Origin of the sequence: Paenibacillus piscarius (assembly GCF_022234545.1) — a bacterium.
In the GTDB taxonomy this organism is placed as follows: Bacteria; Bacillota; Bacilli; order Paenibacillales; family Paenibacillaceae; genus Paenibacillus_AQ; species Paenibacillus_AQ piscarius.
The window spans coordinates 543,324-560,234 of sequence record NZ_JAIEUI010000001.1; the positions used below are offsets into that span (position 1 = coordinate 543,324).

Genomic DNA, 16,911 nt, shown 5'->3' on the forward strand with positions numbered 1-16,911 from the left:
TCCCAAGCGTTTGGGAATTTGTAAAGCCCTGTTGGCCGTAATGGTCTACAGGGCTTTTTTCTTTTTCATGCCCATGGTAAACTTTAGGAAAATTATTATGGAGGCTGGACATGCGTAAATGTGTTTTAGTGTTACTCTTTTTGGCTGTACTCACTGCCTGCGGATCTTCAAAGAGCGGAATTAGTACAGATGATTTAGCAATTGTGAAGGTCGATGATGAAAAGGCTATTGTTAGTTATGGCATGAGCAGAGCAAGCGTCGAGAAGGTTACAGGTGAAGCGGAATCAGAAGGGTTCGGAAACATGATGTTTTACAATAACGGTGTCTCAGTTATTTACAGGGATAATTCAGTGGTTGGCATCCTACTTTCCGAGGATTCAAAGGGGAAATACAAGACAGTAGGCGGGGCAGAAATTAATATGAACAAGAACGATTTTAAAAAGATTTATGGTGAAGAAGTTGGAATAGACTCGCCTAACAATCTTGCCTATGCTTATGATTCTGTTAATAAAGAGTATCTTAAAGAACTAAAATATGATTCCGAATATACAAATAAAAAATACCTCATTTCACCTACATTTAATGACAAAGGTGAAGCAGAAAGGATTCTTGTTTCCGATATTAATGCGGCGCTACTTTCTAAGTGAATAATAATTTTCAAAGAACAATATATGTAAAGGCCAGCCATGCACGGCCAGCTCGATGCGGGTTCCCGCGACCAACCTGCTTTAAGCAGGTTGGTTTTGGCGGGTTCCCTTCAGCCATCATCAGGCGGTTATTTTCCACTCAGTTCCTCACGGAGAGCACGCTGTAACACCTGTGAAAAATTCAATCCAGCAACTTCGGCATCTTCGTTTAAATCGCTGGGGATGGTCAGTGTTTTTTTAACATAATTCACCTTTTCGTTCAAAACCGCAGTAGCTACAATGGTCCGTTGGTTGCTTTCAAGTTGTAGATCATTTAAAGGAGTTGGCAACGGAATTTCCTCTTTATCTTCTAAACGGCTTTCAATGGTGAGTTTCAATACTTCATTTGCACGTCTAACGGCTTGCTCCACATTATCGGCCTGGGAGAGAGCTTCTTCCAGATCAGGGAAGGAAATTTCAATGTGTTTATCTGTAAAGTTCAAGACCGCAGGATACGTATAGCTCTTCTTCAATGAATACACCTTCTTTTTTTGATTTTTAAAAATCAATATCATTATATATTTATTTATTAAAAAGAGTAAAAAGGGGGGGGCTAGAATTTCAGCCCCGTCTTTTTCTCTATATCCTTTAGGATATGTATTGCAACATCTTTGACCGGGTGGGTTATGGTAACCTTGCCCTTAATGGTCGGGTGCTTGTATTGGAAGTGATCGCCCACGGAGTGTACTTTGTACCATCCGTTTTCGTTCAGTATCCTTAACACCTCTCTTGAAGAGTAACTCTTCATCCTTTTCCTCACCTCCTAATAATATTATAACACGTATCAGTACGTATTGCAAGATATTATGAAATAGATGGTGCTCAGGAAAATTTGCCTTACCCTAAAATCTCAGCTTGTCATACGGCTTGTGCTTAATCACCAGCACTGGCCTGCTGCGGCTCTTTTCATGATCTAATATACACGTTATTATAGCGTCTACCCACATAATGATTAGCCCCACTTAGCCCCACTTCGGTGCATTATATTGCATTATCCTGCCGTATGTCTCTGAACGAAAAAACCCCGGAAGCCCAGTGTTTTAGGGCTTTCGGGGTTTAATAGAGACTTGTTTGCGATCAACCGTTATTAACGGTTGTAGAACTCGACAATCTGCTTCTCGTCGATATCCTGGGACAGCTCAGCGCGTTCAGGCAAACGGATATATTTGCCTTCGAACGAACCGTCAGCATATTCCAGGTAAGCCGGAAGGTGGTTGCGGTTCTCGAGAGCTTCCTTGATCGAAGTCATGCTGCGGCTTCTTTCGCGGAGTCCGATTACGTCGCCCACGCTTACGCGGTAAGAAGCGATGTCAACCTTTTTGCCGTTAACGGTTACGTGGCCGTGGGATACCAGCTGACGTGCGCCTGCACGGGAGTTGGCGAATCCAAGACGGTAAACCAGGTTGTCCAGGCGGCTCTCAAGCAGGAACATGAAGTTTTCGCCCGCGATACCTTGAAGCTTCTGTGCCTTAGTGAAAAGAGTTTTAAACTGCTTTTCGCCCAGGCCGTACATGTGACGCAGTTTTTGCTTCTCAAGAAGCTGCATTCCGTAGTTACTTACTTTTCTGCGTTGGTTAGCGCCGTGCTGTCCTGGAGGGAAAGGGCGCTTCAGGTCTTTGCCTGTACCGCTGAGGGAAATGCCCAGACGGCGGCTGAGTTTGAACTTAGGTCCGGTGTAACGTGCCATATTATAGTAGACTCCTTGTTAAGAAAATGTAGTGTAGGGCCTATTTGCGCCGCAATTCGTATCCGTGAAAGCGTGTAATGGTTTCACACTGCCGGGGGAGTTCAGCCGCTGCCCTGGCAGTAACGAAATGCGTAGAGGGTGACACAACGTTACGCCCAATGAAGACTTGTTACAGTCTTGTTCAACAATAAATATTATATGAAAATAACAGGTAAAGTCAAGCGCAACTTTCAAGAGTTTTTGTCAAGGTTTGTCGTTAGTTCTTTGGTCCTAAAAAAAATCCCGGTTTTGCGGAAAATATAATGCAATACCTAAAGAAAGGGAGTAAAATATAGCTAATTGGATGTTATCGGAAAAAAAGATGCAAAGGAGGTCCTCTTTATGGCAGAGCAGGGGGCATACGGCGATAAAGATATGGGCGCCCGCGTGCTGTTGCAGATCGCCAGGCCATCCGGCGGTGAGCTTGAAGATCCTGCCGCCTGGCTGAGGGATACGGACATTGTGCCTCACGATTTCCCCTATGCCGGGGGCTTGATCGCTGAGAGCTTCAGAGAATGGCAGGGACAAGCCGTCACCTCCTTCGCGAAGTCCTGGAGCTGGTGTGTGCTTAATTATGAAGGGAATTGGCTGGATTCCGCCTATGAATTCCGGCAGGGGCGCTGGAAGGAGAAGTGGGAGGAGGCGGCAAGGGGCTGCCTGCGGACAAGCAGTATCGAGGCCGTTCAGATTCTGGATGCCGGGGAAGCATTGATGCTGCTCGGGCTGCCTGTAATGACCCGGGGGCACGGGGATATCTTTGCGGTTCTGGGCTGCCTGATGCCTCTGGAGGATTACGATAAGGGCGGGAGGTATACCGCAGAAGCGATGGCGATGCATTTCCAGACCTGCTTCTACCGCAGATTCGAGCATGTGTTTGTTTCGGACCTTGCAGGCATTCAGCTGCATTCCGAGCGGGAGAGCAGCCGCCGTTCACTGCTTTTTCAGATTGTCCAGCGGATGCATGACAATATCGATGTGGATGCTGTGCTCACCGAGGTCATTGACAGCATCGCGGCGATGTATCCCGGGGCAAGGCTGGATCTCTATATGTCACAGGACCACCGCAGCTCCCACCCGCAGGTCAAGCCGCTTCCGCTGCAATGGGCCGGAGAGGATGTCTGTGCCACAGCCTTCAAGGACGGCAGGGTAACTCTTGATCACGGACACGGGGATAACGGGATCGTGGAGGTAGGGCTTCCTCTGGGCGGTAAGCAGGGGGTCTATGGTGTCTTTCATATGGTGATGGACAAGCATTCCTTCCATGAGCTGGATCTGAGCTTTTTGACTATGGTAGCCGATACAGCAGGCACGGCCTTCGAGAATGCGAAGCTGTACGAACGCTCCAACCAGCTCATCCGTGAGCTGCGCATGAGCAATGAGCTGACCCAGCGGCTCAATCAGAGCCTGCGGCTCGGCGATATCTTCCAGTTCGCCTTCGAGGAGCTGCTGGCCATGTTCGAGGCGGATTATTGCTGCATTCTGCATAAGAATGATGAGCGGGGCGGACTGGAGGTCATCGCCTGTAACTATATTCCGCTGCTGGGCAAGCTGCTGGAGGACGGGCAAGGACTGGGCAGCAAGGTTCATACCTCGGGGGAGCCGCTGCTGCTCTCCGATTACAAATACGCTGCAGGCCAAACCTCGGCGCTCATGGATGCAACCGGTTCACGATCCCTGATTGCAACGCCGCTTAACGTGGGCGGGGAGGTCCGCGGAGCGATTATGCTGGCTCACAAGCAGCCTCACTTCTTCTCCTACGACAGCTACCGGCTGCTGCAGGCGATGGCGGGCCATATCGGGCTGGCCGTAGGCAACGCCAGGCTCCATGCAGAGGTGCGGCGGCTGGCCAACCGCGACACGCTGACCGGGCTCTTCGCCCGGCACTATCTGGATGAAGAGATCAAGCAGCGGCAGTCTACAGACTTCTGCGGGACCCTGGTCGTGGTGGATATAGACCAGTTCAAGATGGTCAATGATACCTACGGCCACCAGAAGGGCGACAAAATCCTGAAGCAGGTCAGCGATATTGTGAAGTCCTCCATCCGCCAGGGCGATGTCGCCGCGAGATGGGGCGGTGAAGAGCTTGCAGTCTATCTGCCCCAGCTGGGCGTCCAGCAGGCGGTCTTCGTCGCTGAGCGTATCCGCAAGCGGGTCATGGGAGAGACAGAGCCGCGCGTCACTGTATCCTGCGGGATTGCCGAGTGGAGCTGGACGGATGAGCGGGTTAGTGTCGAGTCTCTGTTCTACCGTGCAGATATGGCCCTCTATGATGCCAAGAATAACGGACGTAATCAAGTTGTCATCGACAACAAGCTGGCGGAGAATTCCGCGAAGAACCCTTGGGCTTAGGCCTTCAGGGTTCTTCAGGCTGTGCGTGTTCATGAACGTATAAGCCCTGTATTCAGGGAGACCCTAGGAAGAATGGAATTCCATTCAATCTGAAAGGGGATGATGTTCATGGGCAAGTGGCTGTGCATCCGCACAGGAAGCCTCGCGGTACTGCTGGTCTGCAGCCTTAGCGGGTGTGCAGTGCTGCAGGACAAGCCGGCAGCAGAGGACTTGAGTCTGGTATTGGCCGGGATGGAAGGCAGCGACGGCGTGTCCTTCAAGGGGGCGGCTGCGCTGCTGGTCGGCGGCAAGACGCTGCCGGACTCTACGCTTTATTATGGAGGGAAGGTGGCGGATCATAAGAAGATCAGCCTGTATTCTCTGCTGCCGGACGGGGCTCCTGCCGCTTCTGCTTCAGAGCCCGGTCCCCGGCAGCTCAAGCAAGGGTCAGCGGGCACACCGGTCTTATTCACACAGATGGTGAAGGAGAAGGGGAAGTGGACGCTGAAGCAGGCTTCTCCGGTAACTGCGGAGAGTAACCCGCTTGAGAATCTGAATCCGCTGCGTCACCTGGAGGAGCTGGAGCAGCGGCAGAAGACTGTAAGCGAAGAAGCCGGCAGTGCCAGGGGAACCCGGGTGCTGCGGATTGAGCTGACAGCGGAGGAGGCGCGCAGCCAGCTTGCTGCGGAGCTGGAGCAGGAGATGCAGGCGATCCGCCCGGCGGCTCCGGGCGGTTCCGGCAGCACGGCCAGCCAGCATACGAAGGCGCTGGAAGCCAAGACCGCCCTGTGGGAACAGAAGCGGGCGGAGCTGCAGCAGCGGCTGGATAGGGCGGCAATCCGGACCGTCTATTATCTCAAGGTTGATCCAAAGCGCAATCTGCCTGAGCGGCTCACCTGGAACCGTACGCTGACCTATCCCGGGAAGTCCGGAACTGATACTGAGGAGACTTATATCACACAGGTCGATTTCTATGATTATCGATAAGCGGCAGGTGCGTGAGCTACGGTCTGCGGTTGGCTTGCGCTCAAGGACAGGCGTGCTACAATAGAACGGTATGTTTATTTTCAGCAAGAGGAAGGAAGAGAGAATAATGAAAGATCCCCGAATTCAGAAGCTTGCGGCGAACCTGGTCGGTTACTCCGTAAATGTGCAGCCCGGTGAGAATGTGCTCGTCGAAATGATCGGCAGTGAGCGCGATCTGATTCAAGCCGTTGTGGAGGAGGTCGGCAAAGCCGGCGGACACGCCTTCGTACAGCTGACTGACCGCACAGTGCTGCGCAGTATGCTTAAATATGCAACTCCTGAGGGAATGAAGACCTGGGCAGACATTGATCTGAACCGGATGAAGCAGATGGACTGCTATATCGGTATCCGTGCCGGCGAGAATGTTAATGATTTGGCGGATGTGCCGGAAGAGAACATGAAGCTCTACAATTCCCTCTACTCCCACCCGGTACATAGCGAGCAGCGCGTCAAGCACACGAAATGGGTAGTCCTGCGCTATCCTAACGCCAGCATGGCCCAGCTTGCCAATACGAGCACCGAAGCTTTTGAGGACTTCTATTTCGCAGTCTGCAACCTCGATTATGCCAAAATGGACAAGGCTCAGGATGCACTGGCTGACCTGATGCGCAGAACGGACAAGGTGCGGATTACCGGGCCGGGAACAGATATCAGCTTCTCCATTAAGGGCATCGGGGCAGAGAAGTGCTCAGGGCAGAAGAACATCCCGGACGGAGAGGTGTACAGCGCGCCTGTGCGTGATTCCGTTAACGGGACGATTAGTTACAACGCTGCTTCGATCTACAACGGCGTGACGTTCGAGAATGTGAAGTTTACCTTCGAGCATGGCCGGATCGTCGAGGCTTCCAGCAATGATACCGTACGGCTGAACGAGATTCTGGACTCCGATGAAGGTGCGCGGCATATCGGCGAGTTCGCCATCGGCTTCAATCCTTATATTCTGCATCCGATGAAGGATATTCTGTTCGATGAGAAAATCGCCGGCAGTCTGCACTTTACACCAGGCCAGGCGTATGACGTGACCGACAACGGCAACCGTTCGTCCATTCACTGGGATCTGGTGCTCATTCAGCGCCCGGATTACGGCGGCGGAGAGATCTATTTCGACGATGTGCTCATCCGCAAGGACGGGATTTTTGTCGTGCCGGAGCTGGAAGGTCTAAACCCTGAGAATTTGAAATAATATAGATGTATGTGCTGTTCAGTCCGTGCAGGCTTGTTTTGAAGAAACACCTTGCGTGGGTAAGCGGATTCAAGGTATCATGGAATTGTTACCAATGAACATTAGTTTATTATCAAGTTGCGGAGGGATTCCTATGTCCAACAATGCGGCAATCGTGGATATTGCACAAACGGCAAGCCAGTTTAATTCATCTATCGTTCTTCAAGCGGACAACAAGTACATTGATGTGAAGAGCATCCTTGGCTTGTTCACTACTCTGGTATCCAGCCAAAGCTATGAGCTGCACGTACATGGCACAGATGCCGAGGAAGCGAAGAAAGCAATGAGCGAAGTATTTGCCAAACACAATTTGAAATTTACTGTGGTTGCAGAGTAATTCATTTTTCCGGGGACGTCCGGCCATAAGGCTGGGCGTCTTTGCTGTGAATACGGCACTTTTTGCAGCAACTTCGGGAATAAGCGAACTGCATTCTTGTATTAGGTCCTAATTTCGACTAATATTAAGAATAATAAGAACAAAGCAGCTGTAACTTTTGGACATGGGGGGGATAATGCATGACTTCATCGGATTTGCAGGAACAGCTTAACCTCAAAGCGATCAATCTTCTACAAGAAGATGCCGATAAAATTCAGAAGCTTATCGAAGTACAGATGGAGAACTTGGCAACCCGTTACTGCCCTCTCTATGAGGAAGTGCTGGATACCCAGATGTACGGCTTCTCCAGGGAGGTCGATTTTGCGGTCAGGGCGGGGCTGGTGCCGGAGCTTACAGGCAAGCAGGTGCTGAGTGAGCTGGAGCGCAATCTGGCGGTATTGTATGAGGCGCTGAACAAGAAGGCTGAGGAGCGGGAGATGTAAGACCCTTCAGGCCAATCATAGAGAACGCACACGAAGACCCTTCGGGTCAGTCATGTGCGTTTTTTTATAAACTCTGTGGGGATGTTTTATACTAAATAGAACGATACACCGAGAATCATGTACACCGCAAGCAGAAGGAGGCCTTCGTACCAGTTAGTGGCCCCGTCCTGGATAATGGACTTGGCGATGAACACCGATACGGCAATGGCTACGATCTCAATGGTGGTGAAGACGATGGACATCGTGTTGCCCATGAAATAGCTGGCGAAGATCAGCACCGGGGCCACGAACAGGGCGATCTGCAGACTGCTTCCTACGGCGATCTCTACAGCCGCACCGATCTTGTTCTTCATGGCCAGCATAATTGCCGCGCTGTGTTCGGCAGCGTTACCGATAATCGCTACCAGGAAAGCGCCGACGAACAGCTCGCTGAAGCCGAAACGTTCTGTAAGGGTCTCCAGTGTACCAACCAGCCATTCACTGACGAATGCGACCATAACGGTGGCAATTACGAGATAGAGGATCGAACGGTTCCGCGACCAGACGGGCGCATGCTCATTCGGCAGCTCTTCGGCATTGTCGTCGGTAACATCGGCCAGATATTTCTTGTGGGTAATCATGGAGAAGACCAGCCAGGCCATATAGGCGGCAATCAGCAGCCCGGCGACCACCAGACTAAGCACATCTGTGTCCTTCTCTGTGATGGAATGGGTGTTGAAGAACATGGCGGGGACGAACAGGGCGATGACCGCAACGATCATCAGGGAGCCGTTCAGACCGGCAAGGGTGGCATTGAAATTCTGAACCTTGAACTTCATCCCCCCGGCAAAAATACTCAGCCCGAGCACAAGCAGCAGGTTACCGATGATCGACCCGGTCAGACTTGCCTTAACCATGTCAAACAGCCCTTCCTTCACCAGGAAGAAGGCGATGATCAGCTCGGCTGCATTCCCGAATGTCGCATTCAGGAAGCCTCCCAGCCGCTGCCCGGCATAGTGGGCTACGCTCTCTGTCGCCCTGCCGAGGAAGCCGGCCACGAAGACGACCGCAATAGCGGACAATATGAACTGAAGGGTATGATCCCAGTCAGCATAATGCCCTATGGCGCTGAGGAGGAAGGTGACGGCCAGCAGCGCAGGCGAGATCCATTTTTTCAAGGTAGGGCACACTCCAGTCTCTATTATGTAGGTTGAATTCATACTCAATATACCCAAATTGTTCCGGGGTGTAAACGGGGCTGCGAGAAAGTCATTTGCTTTTTGGGCTGATTTGGAATTACAATAATTGATAATGAGAGTAGGGGGGATATGGCATGGCAGAACAGCTTCAACTGGAAAAGGGAAATATACGGATTTCGAATGACGTTGTCTCGAAGATTGCCGGCTTGGCCGCGCTGGAGACTCCCGGAATTGCAGCCATGTCTGGCGGTTTGTCAGAGGGCTGGGCGAAGCGCCTGAGCGGCAAGAACGTGCAGAAGGGCGTGACCGTTGAAGTCGGCCAGCTGGAAGCAGCGGTGGATCTGCGCATTATCGTCTTGTATGAGACGCCGATTCATGAAGTGTGCCGGATGCTTCAGCAGAATGTCCGTGAGGCTGTGGAGAGCATGACAGGACTCCACATCGTAGAGGTTAATGTTAAGGTCGAAGGCGTAGCGTTCAAGAACGACGAAATTTCTTAAGTGGCAGGTCTCGAAGCAGCATGACAAAAGGCAGTCCGGATGATTCCGGGCTGCCTTTTGTACGTATTGGGCTATTATGTTATTAACGGGCGCTGCGGTTAGCGCGAACCTGCCGGACGGTGGTTACTGACTTGACCACTTCCTCCTTAGCCGGGCGGTTGGTCTCTCTCGAGATACTGAGCATAATGCCCATGCATAGCATGGTGACCATCAGGGAGGAGCCGCCGTAGCTGATGAAGGGCAGGGTGACCCCGGTCAGCGGAATGGTATTCGTAACCCCGCCGATGTTAATGAACGCCTGAATGGCGATGAGTCCCATAATCCCGATGCCGACCAGGGTGCCGAACGGATCGGTACACCGCAGGGAGATCAGAATGCCTCTCCAGATGAAATACAGGTAGAGCAGCAGGAAGATGGCTGTCCCCGCGAAGCCCAGCTCCTCGCCGATGACAGAAAAGATAAAGTCAGTATACGGATAAGGCAGGTAGTGAAGCTTCTGGATACTTTTGCCGAACCCTGAGCCTTGCGGTCCGCCTTCGCCCAGGGCGATCAGGGATTGCATGATATGATAGCCGGTGCCGGCGGAATCTTTCTCGGGATCGAGGAAGGCTTCAATCCGGCCTTGCCGGTAATCCTGCTTCACCACTGTCTTCTCAGATTGCGGCGACAGGGAGTCGATGGCGGTCTTGGCCCCTATAACGAGCGCCACACCCAGAATCAGAAGGCCGATTGAGCCCATGATATGCTTCATGCTGGCGCCTCCGGCATAAATGATCAATCCGCTGGTAGCAACAAGAATCATACAGGAGCCAAAATCCGGCTGCAGCATAATCAGTCCGGCTACGATGCCGACGATAATCATGACCGGGATATACCCTGTCCGCAAATCGCGCAGGCGCTCGCCTTTTTTAGTGATCAGGGCAGCTAGATACAGAATAATTGAGATCTTGGCCAGCTCGGTAGGCTGAATGCCCAGGGTTCCGATGCTCATCCAGCTCTTCGCGCCGTTAATTCCTTCTGTAGTGGCAACGAACAGCAGCAGGATCAATGTGATTACAAAGATAGGAGCGTACCACTTCTTAAACTTGCTGTAGTGGATATTCATCACAACGAACATGATGAAGCTGCCCAGCACGGCCCAGATAAACTGGCGTTTCACGAAAAAGAATGCATCATTGCTGAACTTCCCGCTGGCCAGTGTCAGGCTGGAGCTGGAGCTGAACACCATCAGCAGCCCGAAGCCGACGAACAGCAAAGTCAGAATAAGAAGCTGAAAATCGGGCGTTCCCCGCTTGGGCAGGCTGGATTTGGCAGCGGGCTTTGCCTTCATGGTACTCAAGCCTCCAGCAGCGCTTTCAAATCATTGATATGCTTGTGCGCCGAATCCAGCACCGGCTGGGGTACCGGGGAGTCATACTCCACGCCATGGGGGAAGGTTGCTTTGCCAAGGTAGACGGCTTCAATCGCAAGCACAGCATCCGCCTTCTCCAGCTTGCCTTCCACCGCGCGGGTGTTGATCCGCAGGAAGTAATCGCTGCCGTTCTGGCGGTCTTCTATTTTGCAGTCGTAAGTAGCGCGGTAGTATTCCCATTGCCACCTGATGAATCCGGCTTTGGTTGCGCTCTCGTCGAGGTATTGAAGGTCGCTCTTCAACCCTTCGAGGCCCGTGTTCTCAAATATCATAGCGCACAACTCCCCTTAATGAAGTATAATGAATCATTTGTAATTAAAATTTGCACTTGTTCTACCTCATGATAGTATGTTTCCCGGGCTTGCGCAAGGTAGAGAGGTGTGATCCATACCCACTTTTTTACGTTTCTGCTACAATGAAAAGAAATATGGCATACTGCAGGCGGGGCCGGGGGGACAACCCCACACCCAGACAATCCGATGCCTGTCTGCCGGAGAAGGGAATGGAGAATGATGGAGAGGTTAGCGGCAGAGGAGCTGCTTCCGGATATGGTGAAATGGCGGCGTCATCTGCACCGCCACCCGGAGCTGTCTTACCAGGAGAAAGAGACTTCCGCTTATGTTGCAGCCAGGCTTACCGAGCTGGGGATCGAGATCAGACGCAGCGGATCGGGCTACGGGCTGACAGGTGTCCTTAAGGGCGGGCAGTCCGGCAGCACGGTGGTCTTGCGTGCGGACATGGATGCACTGGCAATTACAGAGGAGAGCGGCCGGGAGTATGCTTCCGGGAATCCCGGCGTGATGCATGCCTGCGGGCATGACGGGCATACGGCCATGCTGCTGGCCGCCGCTGCGTATTACAGCGCCCGCCGCGGGGAGCTGAGAGGCGAGATCCGCTTCCTGTTCCAGCCGGCGGAGGAGGTCTGCCCCGGCGGTGCAGTGGGAATGATCGCCGAGGGCGTGCTGGAAGGGGCGGATGCCGTCTACGGGCTGCATCTGTGGACACCGATGCCTATAGGGACCGTAGGCAGTGCGCCGGGGCCGCTGATGGCCTCCGCCGATGAGTTCTTCATTGACCTGACCGGCAGGGGCGGACACGGCGGAATGCCGCACCGCACCGTAGACAGTATTGTGGCCGGAGCGGCGCTGGTTACCGCGCTGCAGAGTATCGTCAGCCGCAATGTGGACCCGCTGTGCCCGGCAGTGGTCAGCGTAGGGACGATTCAGGGCGGCTCCGCCCAGAATATCATTGCCGAGCGCTGCCGGATTACCGGAACGGTCCGTGCGTTCGATGAGGAGACGCGTATGCTGATCCGCCGCAGAATTGAAGAGATGGCGGCATCCATAGCGGAAGCACATGGAGCGAAAGCCCACGTAGATTACCTGATGGGGTATCCGCCGCTCGTGAACGATGAAGCGGAATACGGGCGTTTTGCCCGCGTTGCCCCGCAGGCGCTGGGAGAAGGGGCGCAGGTCATCCTAATGGAGAAGATCATGCCGGCGGAGGATTTCTCTTATTATGTGAAGGAGATTCCCGGCTGCTTCATCTTCGTAGGTGCGGGCAATCCTGATAAGAACGCCGTCTATCCCCATCATCACAGCCAGTTTGATTTCGATGAGGATGCGATGCTCTACGGGCTCAAGCTGCTGATTGCGATGGCCGATTCCCGGCTGCATGAAGACAAGTCCTTATAATATCGGTATATAATGGCTGCCTCCAGGAAAAACTATCCTCATAGGGCATGGCGACATGCAGGGCAGGAGGGCTATTCTTGAAGACAGTCAAAGAGGTTATGACCGCACATCCGGTATCGGTTACACTGACCCCAGGCAAGCAGCTGACCGGAGTCGTGTCGCTTGGCGACCTGGCCGTGCAGCGTATCTTTGCGGATGAAGCTGCCGAGGCGCTGAGTGAAATCTCGCAGCGGCCGCTGCATTAATAGTATGATGGCTGGCCCATTTTCCTTATGCTGCCACCCGCAGACTTAGCCCCACATTGTGGGGTTATTTTGTTTTTTAGGAAACTATGATTTTCTTCTATTGTGGATAAGATGAGTATAGATTTGGGGATAAATATTTTTTGAATGATTTGTAGAATGACTTTGATGCTGAAGCTATGCCTAGAACCGAACAGCAATTGGCTGGTACAGCGACATATGGACCAAAGGTATGTGAAAAACAGCATACATGGTGCTCGCAAGCAGGCACACGGACTGAATGTATGTGAAAAACAGCATATATTGCTTCGCCTGAAGGTAATCTTATTCATTCGTTAGGGTGATTTTGTTCTGCTACCCGGAAATAAGGAGGGAACACGATGAACGCTGGAGCTACAGGCTCTTGTATTACCAGAAACGACAGGACGATTCTGCTGGAATGCGCCCACCCCGGTTACGAGGAGGCGCGCGAGGTTCTAAGCGGGTTCGCTGAGCTTGTTAAAAGCCCGCCGGCTTACCATACCTACCGGATCACACCGCTGGCTCTGTGGAATGCTGCAGCCGGAGGGCGGGAAGCGGCGTCCGTGATCGGGGATCTGCGCAGGTTGTCGCGTTGGGGCGTCCCCTCCGGCCTTGAGGAAGAGATAGAGCTGCTGATGTGCCGGTACGGGAGCCTTAAGCTGTATAGGGATGGTGATCCAGAACGGGTTACCTTATCCGCCAATACTGCCGGTCTGCTGGATGAACTGGATGGCTTTCGGGAGCTGAAGGAGCTGGGACTGGTGCGGGCGGGTGAATGCCGCAGCCATTGCCCGCAGGGGAACCGGGGGCTGCTGAAGCAGGAGCTGACGAGACTCGGATATCCTGTTCTTGATTATGCCGGATACCGCGACGGCCAGGAGCTGAAGCTCGGCTGGAAGACAGCAGATGAGCAGGAGGCTCGTGACGGGTTCAAGCTGCGGGATTATCAGAAGGAGGCCGTCTGCAGGTTCCAGGGGACGGCGGGACACGGGGGCAGCGGTGTAGTTGTCCTGCCCTGCGGTGCAGGCAAGACGGTGGTCGGTATGGCGGTCCTGGAGAAGCTGCAGTGCGAGACGCTGATCCTTACCTCCAGCACCACCTCCGTGGAGCAGTGGCGGGAGGAGCTGCTGCAGCGGACCACGCTTGACCCTGTTGAAGTCGGAAGATATACCGGCGAGATCCGCGAGGTGCGGCCAGTCACCGTGGCTACCTATCAGATGCTGACCCACAGGAATGCCAAAGGGGGAGCGTTTGTCCATATGAATCTGTTCAACGAACGGAATTGGGGCTTGATTATCTATGATGAGGTCCATCTGCTTCCGGCTCCTGTATTCCGGGCCACCGCTGACATTCAGGCAACGCGTCGGCTGGGCCTGACCGCAACGCTGGTCCGGGAAGACGGGCGGGAAGGGGATGTCTTCTCGCTGATCGGGCCCAGGTGCTACGAGCTGCCCTGGAAGGTGCTGGAGAGGCAGGGGTGGATTGCTGCCGTGGATTGCATCGAGATGGTGATCCCGATGCCCACGGACCTGCGCCAGCGGTATATTTATGCCGGTGCGAAGGAGCAGTTCCGCCTGGCGGCGGGGAATCCCGTTAAGGCGCTGGCTGCTGCGCGGATTGCTGCTGCTCATCCTGATGCAAGGGTGCTGGTGATCGGCCAGTACCTTGACCAGCTGGAGGCTCTGGCTGCAGAGCTTGCTGCCCCGCTGATTACGGGCCGGACCCCGCAGAAGGAGCGCAGCGCTCTGTATGCCGCCTTCAACGAGGGGCGGCTGCCGCTGCTGATCGTCTCCAAGGTGGCTAATTTCGCTGTCAATCTGCCGGATGCTTCGGTGGCGATTGAGGTCTCCGGAGCCTTCGGCTCCCGCCAGGAGGAGGCGCAGCGGCTGGGCCGGATTCTGCGCCCGAAGCCGGGCGAGAACAAGGCGTATTTCTATACGCTGGTTACAGGCGACAGCCGGGAGCAGGAGTTCGCCCTTCGCCGGCGGATGTTCCTTACTGAGCAAGGCTATGAATACGGAGTCCGGCTGCTGGAGCCGCAGGAAGGAGCTGTTCGGGGATGGGAGTAACGCCAGATGCCGGCTTGCCGAAGCTGACACCGGAGGCCTGTGAAGTGCTGCTGCGGATCTGTGCAAGTTATGCGGCATCGCCATGTCCGGCGGACACTGTGGAACAGCTGCGGCCGGAGAGCCTCTGCCGGATGCAGCAGAAGCTGGCCCTGGAGGAGCTGCTGCTTGCCGGGCAGCTGGAGCTGCGGCAGAAGGTGTGGGGCGAGAAGCTGTATCAGATTCCGCAGGACCAGTACCCTGTAATTCTGCGCAGCTTCTGGTCCGAGTGTCCGCAGGTCCGGGTGGAGGGCCGTGTTCATGTGGAGGCGGCAGCCTGTACCGAATTGGCCGCCGAGCTGTTCCGCGCCTTGCTGTTCACTTCAGAGGAGGGGCTGCCCCTGACCAGTAAAGGAGTTATCCACAAGAAGCAGCTTGCCCGGCTGGCCGGACAGCTGTCGGTGAAGGAAGAGTATTTAAGAGCGGTGCTGCCGCCCTCTTCCCGGCAGGAGAGCTATCCGCTGCCGGTTACTATACTTGTCGACCTGATGCTGGCGCTGGGCCTGATCAGCCGCCACGGCAGCGGATACCGGATTGACCCGGAGAAGCTGGAGCAGTGGCTGCTGCTCAGGCCGCAGGAGATGACGGATCTGCTCTACACGCTGGCCATCCGCCGCTACGGCTTCCCTGCACCTGCTGAGCAGCATTTCAGGCATGTCATCTCAGCTGCTGTCTATCCGGCCGGAGAATGGTTTGCGCTGGCTCCAGTGCTGGAGTGGATGGCAGAGAGCGGGCTTGCTGCGGAGAAGCCGGAGGTGAACATGGTGAAAGAGACGAAGAGGGAGAAGGAAGTAGAGGAAAACGCTTCTGGCCTGGAGCTGTCCGCACTGGCCTGGCTTCGTCTGCTGGCCGGCTTCGGCTGGTGCGAGCTGGGCGTCTCGCCTTCCGGGGAGCCCTGCTTCCGCTGGCGGGCCGGGAAGCCGCAGCTGGCCTTGGAAGGTGCGGCGGGACAGGACTCTGTCCCGGCGGATACGGCACCCGGCTTCATTGTGCAGCCGGATTTCGAGGTGCTGGTTCCGCCGGAGGTCCCTTATGCGGACCGCTGGACCCTGGCCGGCTTCGCGGAGCTGCTGCATAACGAGGATCTCTGGAGCTTCCGGCTGACCCGGGAGAAGCTGGAGGCGGCAGCTGAGCAGGGGGCCGCTCCTGGCGGGCTTATCGACTGGCTGGATGCCCGCGCCGTCGGGGGGATTCCGGAGCAGGTGCTGCTGCCGCTCCGGCAGTGGGCCGGCGGGATCGGGCGGACCCGCTTGGCCGAGGTGCTTCTGCTGTCCTGTGCAGGGGAGCGGGAGGCGGAGGATATCGCCGCCCACCCCCGGCTGCAGGACATCGTTACCCGGATCGGCCCGCTCCATTACACGGTCCGGCCGGAGGCTGCCGGGCAGCTGCGCAAGGAATTGGCCGCAGCCGGCATGACGCCTTCTGTACTGTCCGAAGCGACGGACAGTACAGACAGGCGGCTGTTCCTGACCGGGACGCCGGCATCGCCTCAGGCGTCCCTGCGGTACAGGCTTCCCCAGCCAGCCGCAGATCGCGGGCTGCTTAGCACTGCGCCGCAGCTGGCGCTGCTGCCGCTGGAGCGTGCGGTACAGCCGCAGACGCAGCTGCCGGGCGAAGACGCGGTGCCGCAGATGTGGTTCAGCCAGTGGCGGAAGTATCACAGCACCACGGCGCAAAAAATCATGGAGCAGGCGTTCTCCTGGGGAATCAAGGTTAGTCTCTCCTATGAGGGCCGTCAGGCCGAATTCATTCCCGGACAGATTAGCGGCCGGCCCTGGAGGGTCAGGGGCATTCTGCTGCTTCCGGCGTCCGGGACGGCAGAGGAGAAGGAGCTGACGGCGGAAGACTGGCAGGAAATGAAGCTCATACACCCGTATCAGCACGTAAATTCTTCTTCTGCTGAAGCCGTCCGTTATGGTATGATGAAATAGTCTACCGTCCGGGTAGAACTTT

The 16,911-nt window shown here is 54.8% G+C and carries 17 protein-coding genes; 11 read left to right on the forward strand and 6 right to left on the reverse strand.

Features of this window, described 5'->3' with window-relative positions:
• Positions 1-110: 110 nt before the first annotated feature.
• The gene (locus K1558_RS02465) at positions 111-647 is read left to right on the forward strand and encodes a hypothetical protein (RefSeq protein ID WP_238649776.1); all 537 of its coding nucleotides are present in this window, start codon (positions 111-113) and stop codon (positions 645-647) included.
• A 128-nt stretch (positions 648-775) separates the two neighbouring features.
• On the opposite strand, the gene K1558_RS02470 is transcribed toward K1558_RS02465, so the two are convergent.
• The 3 genes from K1558_RS02470 to rpsD all read right to left on the reverse strand — a co-directional run bounded on the left by K1558_RS02470 (position 776) and on the right by rpsD (position 2,373).
• Complete coding sequence (locus tag K1558_RS02470; protein ID WP_238649777.1) at positions 776-1,159, reverse strand: type II toxin-antitoxin system HicB family antitoxin; 384 nt, start codon at positions 1,157-1,159, stop codon at positions 776-778.
• Positions 1,160-1,239: 80 nt separating this feature from the next.
• Positions 1,240-1,434 carry a type II toxin-antitoxin system HicA family toxin gene (locus tag K1558_RS02475; protein ID WP_238649778.1) on the reverse strand — a complete coding sequence of 65 codons (195 nt, stop codon included), beginning with the start codon at positions 1,432-1,434 and terminating at the stop codon, positions 1,240-1,242.
• Between the two features lie 339 nt (positions 1,435-1,773).
• Complete coding sequence (rpsD, locus tag K1558_RS02480; RefSeq protein WP_238649779.1) at positions 1,774-2,373, reverse strand: 30S ribosomal protein S4; 600 nt, start codon at positions 2,371-2,373, stop codon at positions 1,774-1,776.
• A gap of 381 nt (positions 2,374-2,754) precedes the next feature.
• Between rpsD and K1558_RS02485 the strand changes: the two genes are divergently transcribed.
• The 5 genes from K1558_RS02485 to K1558_RS02505 all read left to right on the forward strand — a co-directional run bounded on the left by K1558_RS02485 (position 2,755) and on the right by K1558_RS02505 (position 7,807).
• On the forward strand, positions 2,755-4,761 hold the full coding sequence (locus K1558_RS02485) for a sensor domain-containing diguanylate cyclase (protein ID WP_238649780.1): 2,007 nt from the start codon (positions 2,755-2,757) through the stop codon (positions 4,759-4,761).
• Between the two features lie 108 nt (positions 4,762-4,869).
• Positions 4,870-5,727: a hypothetical protein gene (locus K1558_RS02490; protein WP_238649781.1), complete on the forward strand. Its 858-nt coding sequence runs from the start codon at positions 4,870-4,872 to the stop codon at positions 5,725-5,727.
• 106 nt (positions 5,728-5,833) lie between these two features.
• Positions 5,834-6,949, forward strand: coding sequence for an aminopeptidase (locus tag K1558_RS02495; protein ID WP_238649782.1), 1,116 nt, complete (start codon positions 5,834-5,836; stop codon positions 6,947-6,949).
• A 133-nt stretch (positions 6,950-7,082) separates the two neighbouring features.
• A complete protein-coding gene (locus K1558_RS02500) occupies positions 7,083-7,325 on the forward strand; it encodes an HPr family phosphocarrier protein (RefSeq protein WP_238649783.1) in 243 nt (80 codons plus the stop codon).
• Positions 7,326-7,504: 179 nt separating this feature from the next.
• Entirely contained in the window at positions 7,505-7,807 is a 303-nt protein-coding gene (locus tag K1558_RS02505) for an Fpa/YlaN family protein (RefSeq protein WP_238649784.1), read from the forward strand.
• A gap of 86 nt (positions 7,808-7,893) precedes the next feature.
• Here the strand turns inward: K1558_RS02505 and cax are convergent, their stop codons facing one another.
• Positions 7,894-8,964: a calcium/proton exchanger gene (gene cax, locus K1558_RS02510; protein ID WP_238649785.1), complete on the reverse strand. Its 1,071-nt coding sequence runs from the start codon at positions 8,962-8,964 to the stop codon at positions 7,894-7,896.
• A gap of 155 nt (positions 8,965-9,119) precedes the next feature.
• Here cax and K1558_RS02515 point away from each other — a divergent pair, with 155 nt between their 5' ends.
• Entirely contained in the window at positions 9,120-9,485 is a 366-nt protein-coding gene (locus tag K1558_RS02515; RefSeq protein ID WP_238649786.1) for an Asp23/Gls24 family envelope stress response protein, read from the forward strand.
• An 82-nt stretch (positions 9,486-9,567) separates the two neighbouring features.
• Here the strand turns inward: K1558_RS02515 and ftsW are convergent, their stop codons facing one another.
• Together ftsW and K1558_RS02525 are read right to left on the reverse strand one after the other, a co-directional pair.
• The gene (gene ftsW / locus K1558_RS02520; RefSeq protein ID WP_238649787.1) at positions 9,568-10,815 is read right to left on the reverse strand and encodes a putative lipid II flippase FtsW; all 1,248 of its coding nucleotides are present in this window, start codon (positions 10,813-10,815) and stop codon (positions 9,568-9,570) included.
• 5 nt (positions 10,816-10,820) lie between these two features.
• Positions 10,821-11,168, reverse strand: coding sequence for a YugN family protein (locus K1558_RS02525; RefSeq protein ID WP_238649788.1), 348 nt, complete (start codon positions 11,166-11,168; stop codon positions 10,821-10,823).
• Between the two features lie 240 nt (positions 11,169-11,408).
• Between K1558_RS02525 and K1558_RS02530 the strand changes: the two genes are divergently transcribed.
• From K1558_RS02530 to K1558_RS02545, 4 genes are all read left to right on the forward strand, one after another.
• Positions 11,409-12,590, forward strand: a complete 1,182-nt coding sequence (locus tag K1558_RS02530) for an amidohydrolase (RefSeq protein WP_420800397.1) — start codon at positions 11,409-11,411, stop codon at positions 12,588-12,590.
• Between the two features lie 77 nt (positions 12,591-12,667).
• Positions 12,668-12,835 (forward strand): CBS domain-containing protein, encoded by a 168-nt coding sequence (locus K1558_RS02535; RefSeq protein WP_238649790.1) that lies wholly within the window; start codon positions 12,668-12,670, stop codon positions 12,833-12,835.
• Between the two features lie 377 nt (positions 12,836-13,212).
• Complete coding sequence (locus tag K1558_RS02540) at positions 13,213-14,922, forward strand: DNA repair helicase XPB (RefSeq protein ID WP_238649791.1); 1,710 nt, start codon at positions 13,213-13,215, stop codon at positions 14,920-14,922.
• Complete coding sequence (locus tag K1558_RS02545) at positions 14,913-16,889, forward strand: helicase-associated domain-containing protein (protein ID WP_238649792.1); 1,977 nt, start codon at positions 14,913-14,915, stop codon at positions 16,887-16,889. Before K1558_RS02540 ends, K1558_RS02545 begins: the two co-directional genes overlap by 10 nt.
• The last annotated feature ends 22 nt before the right edge of the window (positions 16,890-16,911 follow it).

Bases quoted from the DNA above. Each gene is read 5' to 3' on its own strand.
- K1558_RS02465 (WP_238649776.1), top strand. From the start codon at position 111: ATGCGTAAATGTGTTTTAGTGTTACTCTTTTTGGCTGTACTCACTGCC.
- K1558_RS02475 (WP_238649778.1), bottom strand. From the start codon at position 1,434: ATGAAGAGTTACTCTTCAAGAGAGGTGTTAAGGATACTGAACGAAAAC.
- rpsD (WP_238649779.1), bottom strand. From the start codon at position 2,373: ATGGCACGTTACACCGGACCTAAGTTCAAACTCAGCCGCCGTCTGGGC.
- K1558_RS02485 (WP_238649780.1), top strand. From the start codon at position 2,755: ATGGCAGAGCAGGGGGCATACGGCGATAAAGATATGGGCGCCCGCGTG.
- K1558_RS02490 (WP_238649781.1), top strand. From the start codon at position 4,870: ATGGGCAAGTGGCTGTGCATCCGCACAGGAAGCCTCGCGGTACTGCTG.
- K1558_RS02495 (WP_238649782.1), top strand. From the start codon at position 5,834: ATGAAAGATCCCCGAATTCAGAAGCTTGCGGCGAACCTGGTCGGTTAC.
- K1558_RS02500 (WP_238649783.1), top strand. From the start codon at position 7,083: ATGTCCAACAATGCGGCAATCGTGGATATTGCACAAACGGCAAGCCAG.
- K1558_RS02505 (WP_238649784.1), top strand. From the start codon at position 7,505: ATGACTTCATCGGATTTGCAGGAACAGCTTAACCTCAAAGCGATCAAT.
- K1558_RS02515 (WP_238649786.1), top strand. From the start codon at position 9,120: ATGGCAGAACAGCTTCAACTGGAAAAGGGAAATATACGGATTTCGAAT.
- ftsW (WP_238649787.1), bottom strand. From the start codon at position 10,815: ATGAAGGCAAAGCCCGCTGCCAAATCCAGCCTGCCCAAGCGGGGAACG.
- K1558_RS02525 (WP_238649788.1), bottom strand. From the start codon at position 11,168: ATGATATTTGAGAACACGGGCCTCGAAGGGTTGAAGAGCGACCTTCAA.
- K1558_RS02530 (WP_420800397.1), top strand. From the start codon at position 11,409: ATGGAGAGGTTAGCGGCAGAGGAGCTGCTTCCGGATATGGTGAAATGG.
- K1558_RS02540 (WP_238649791.1), top strand. From the start codon at position 13,213: ATGAACGCTGGAGCTACAGGCTCTTGTATTACCAGAAACGACAGGACG.
- K1558_RS02545 (WP_238649792.1), top strand. From the start codon at position 14,913: ATGGGAGTAACGCCAGATGCCGGCTTGCCGAAGCTGACACCGGAGGCC.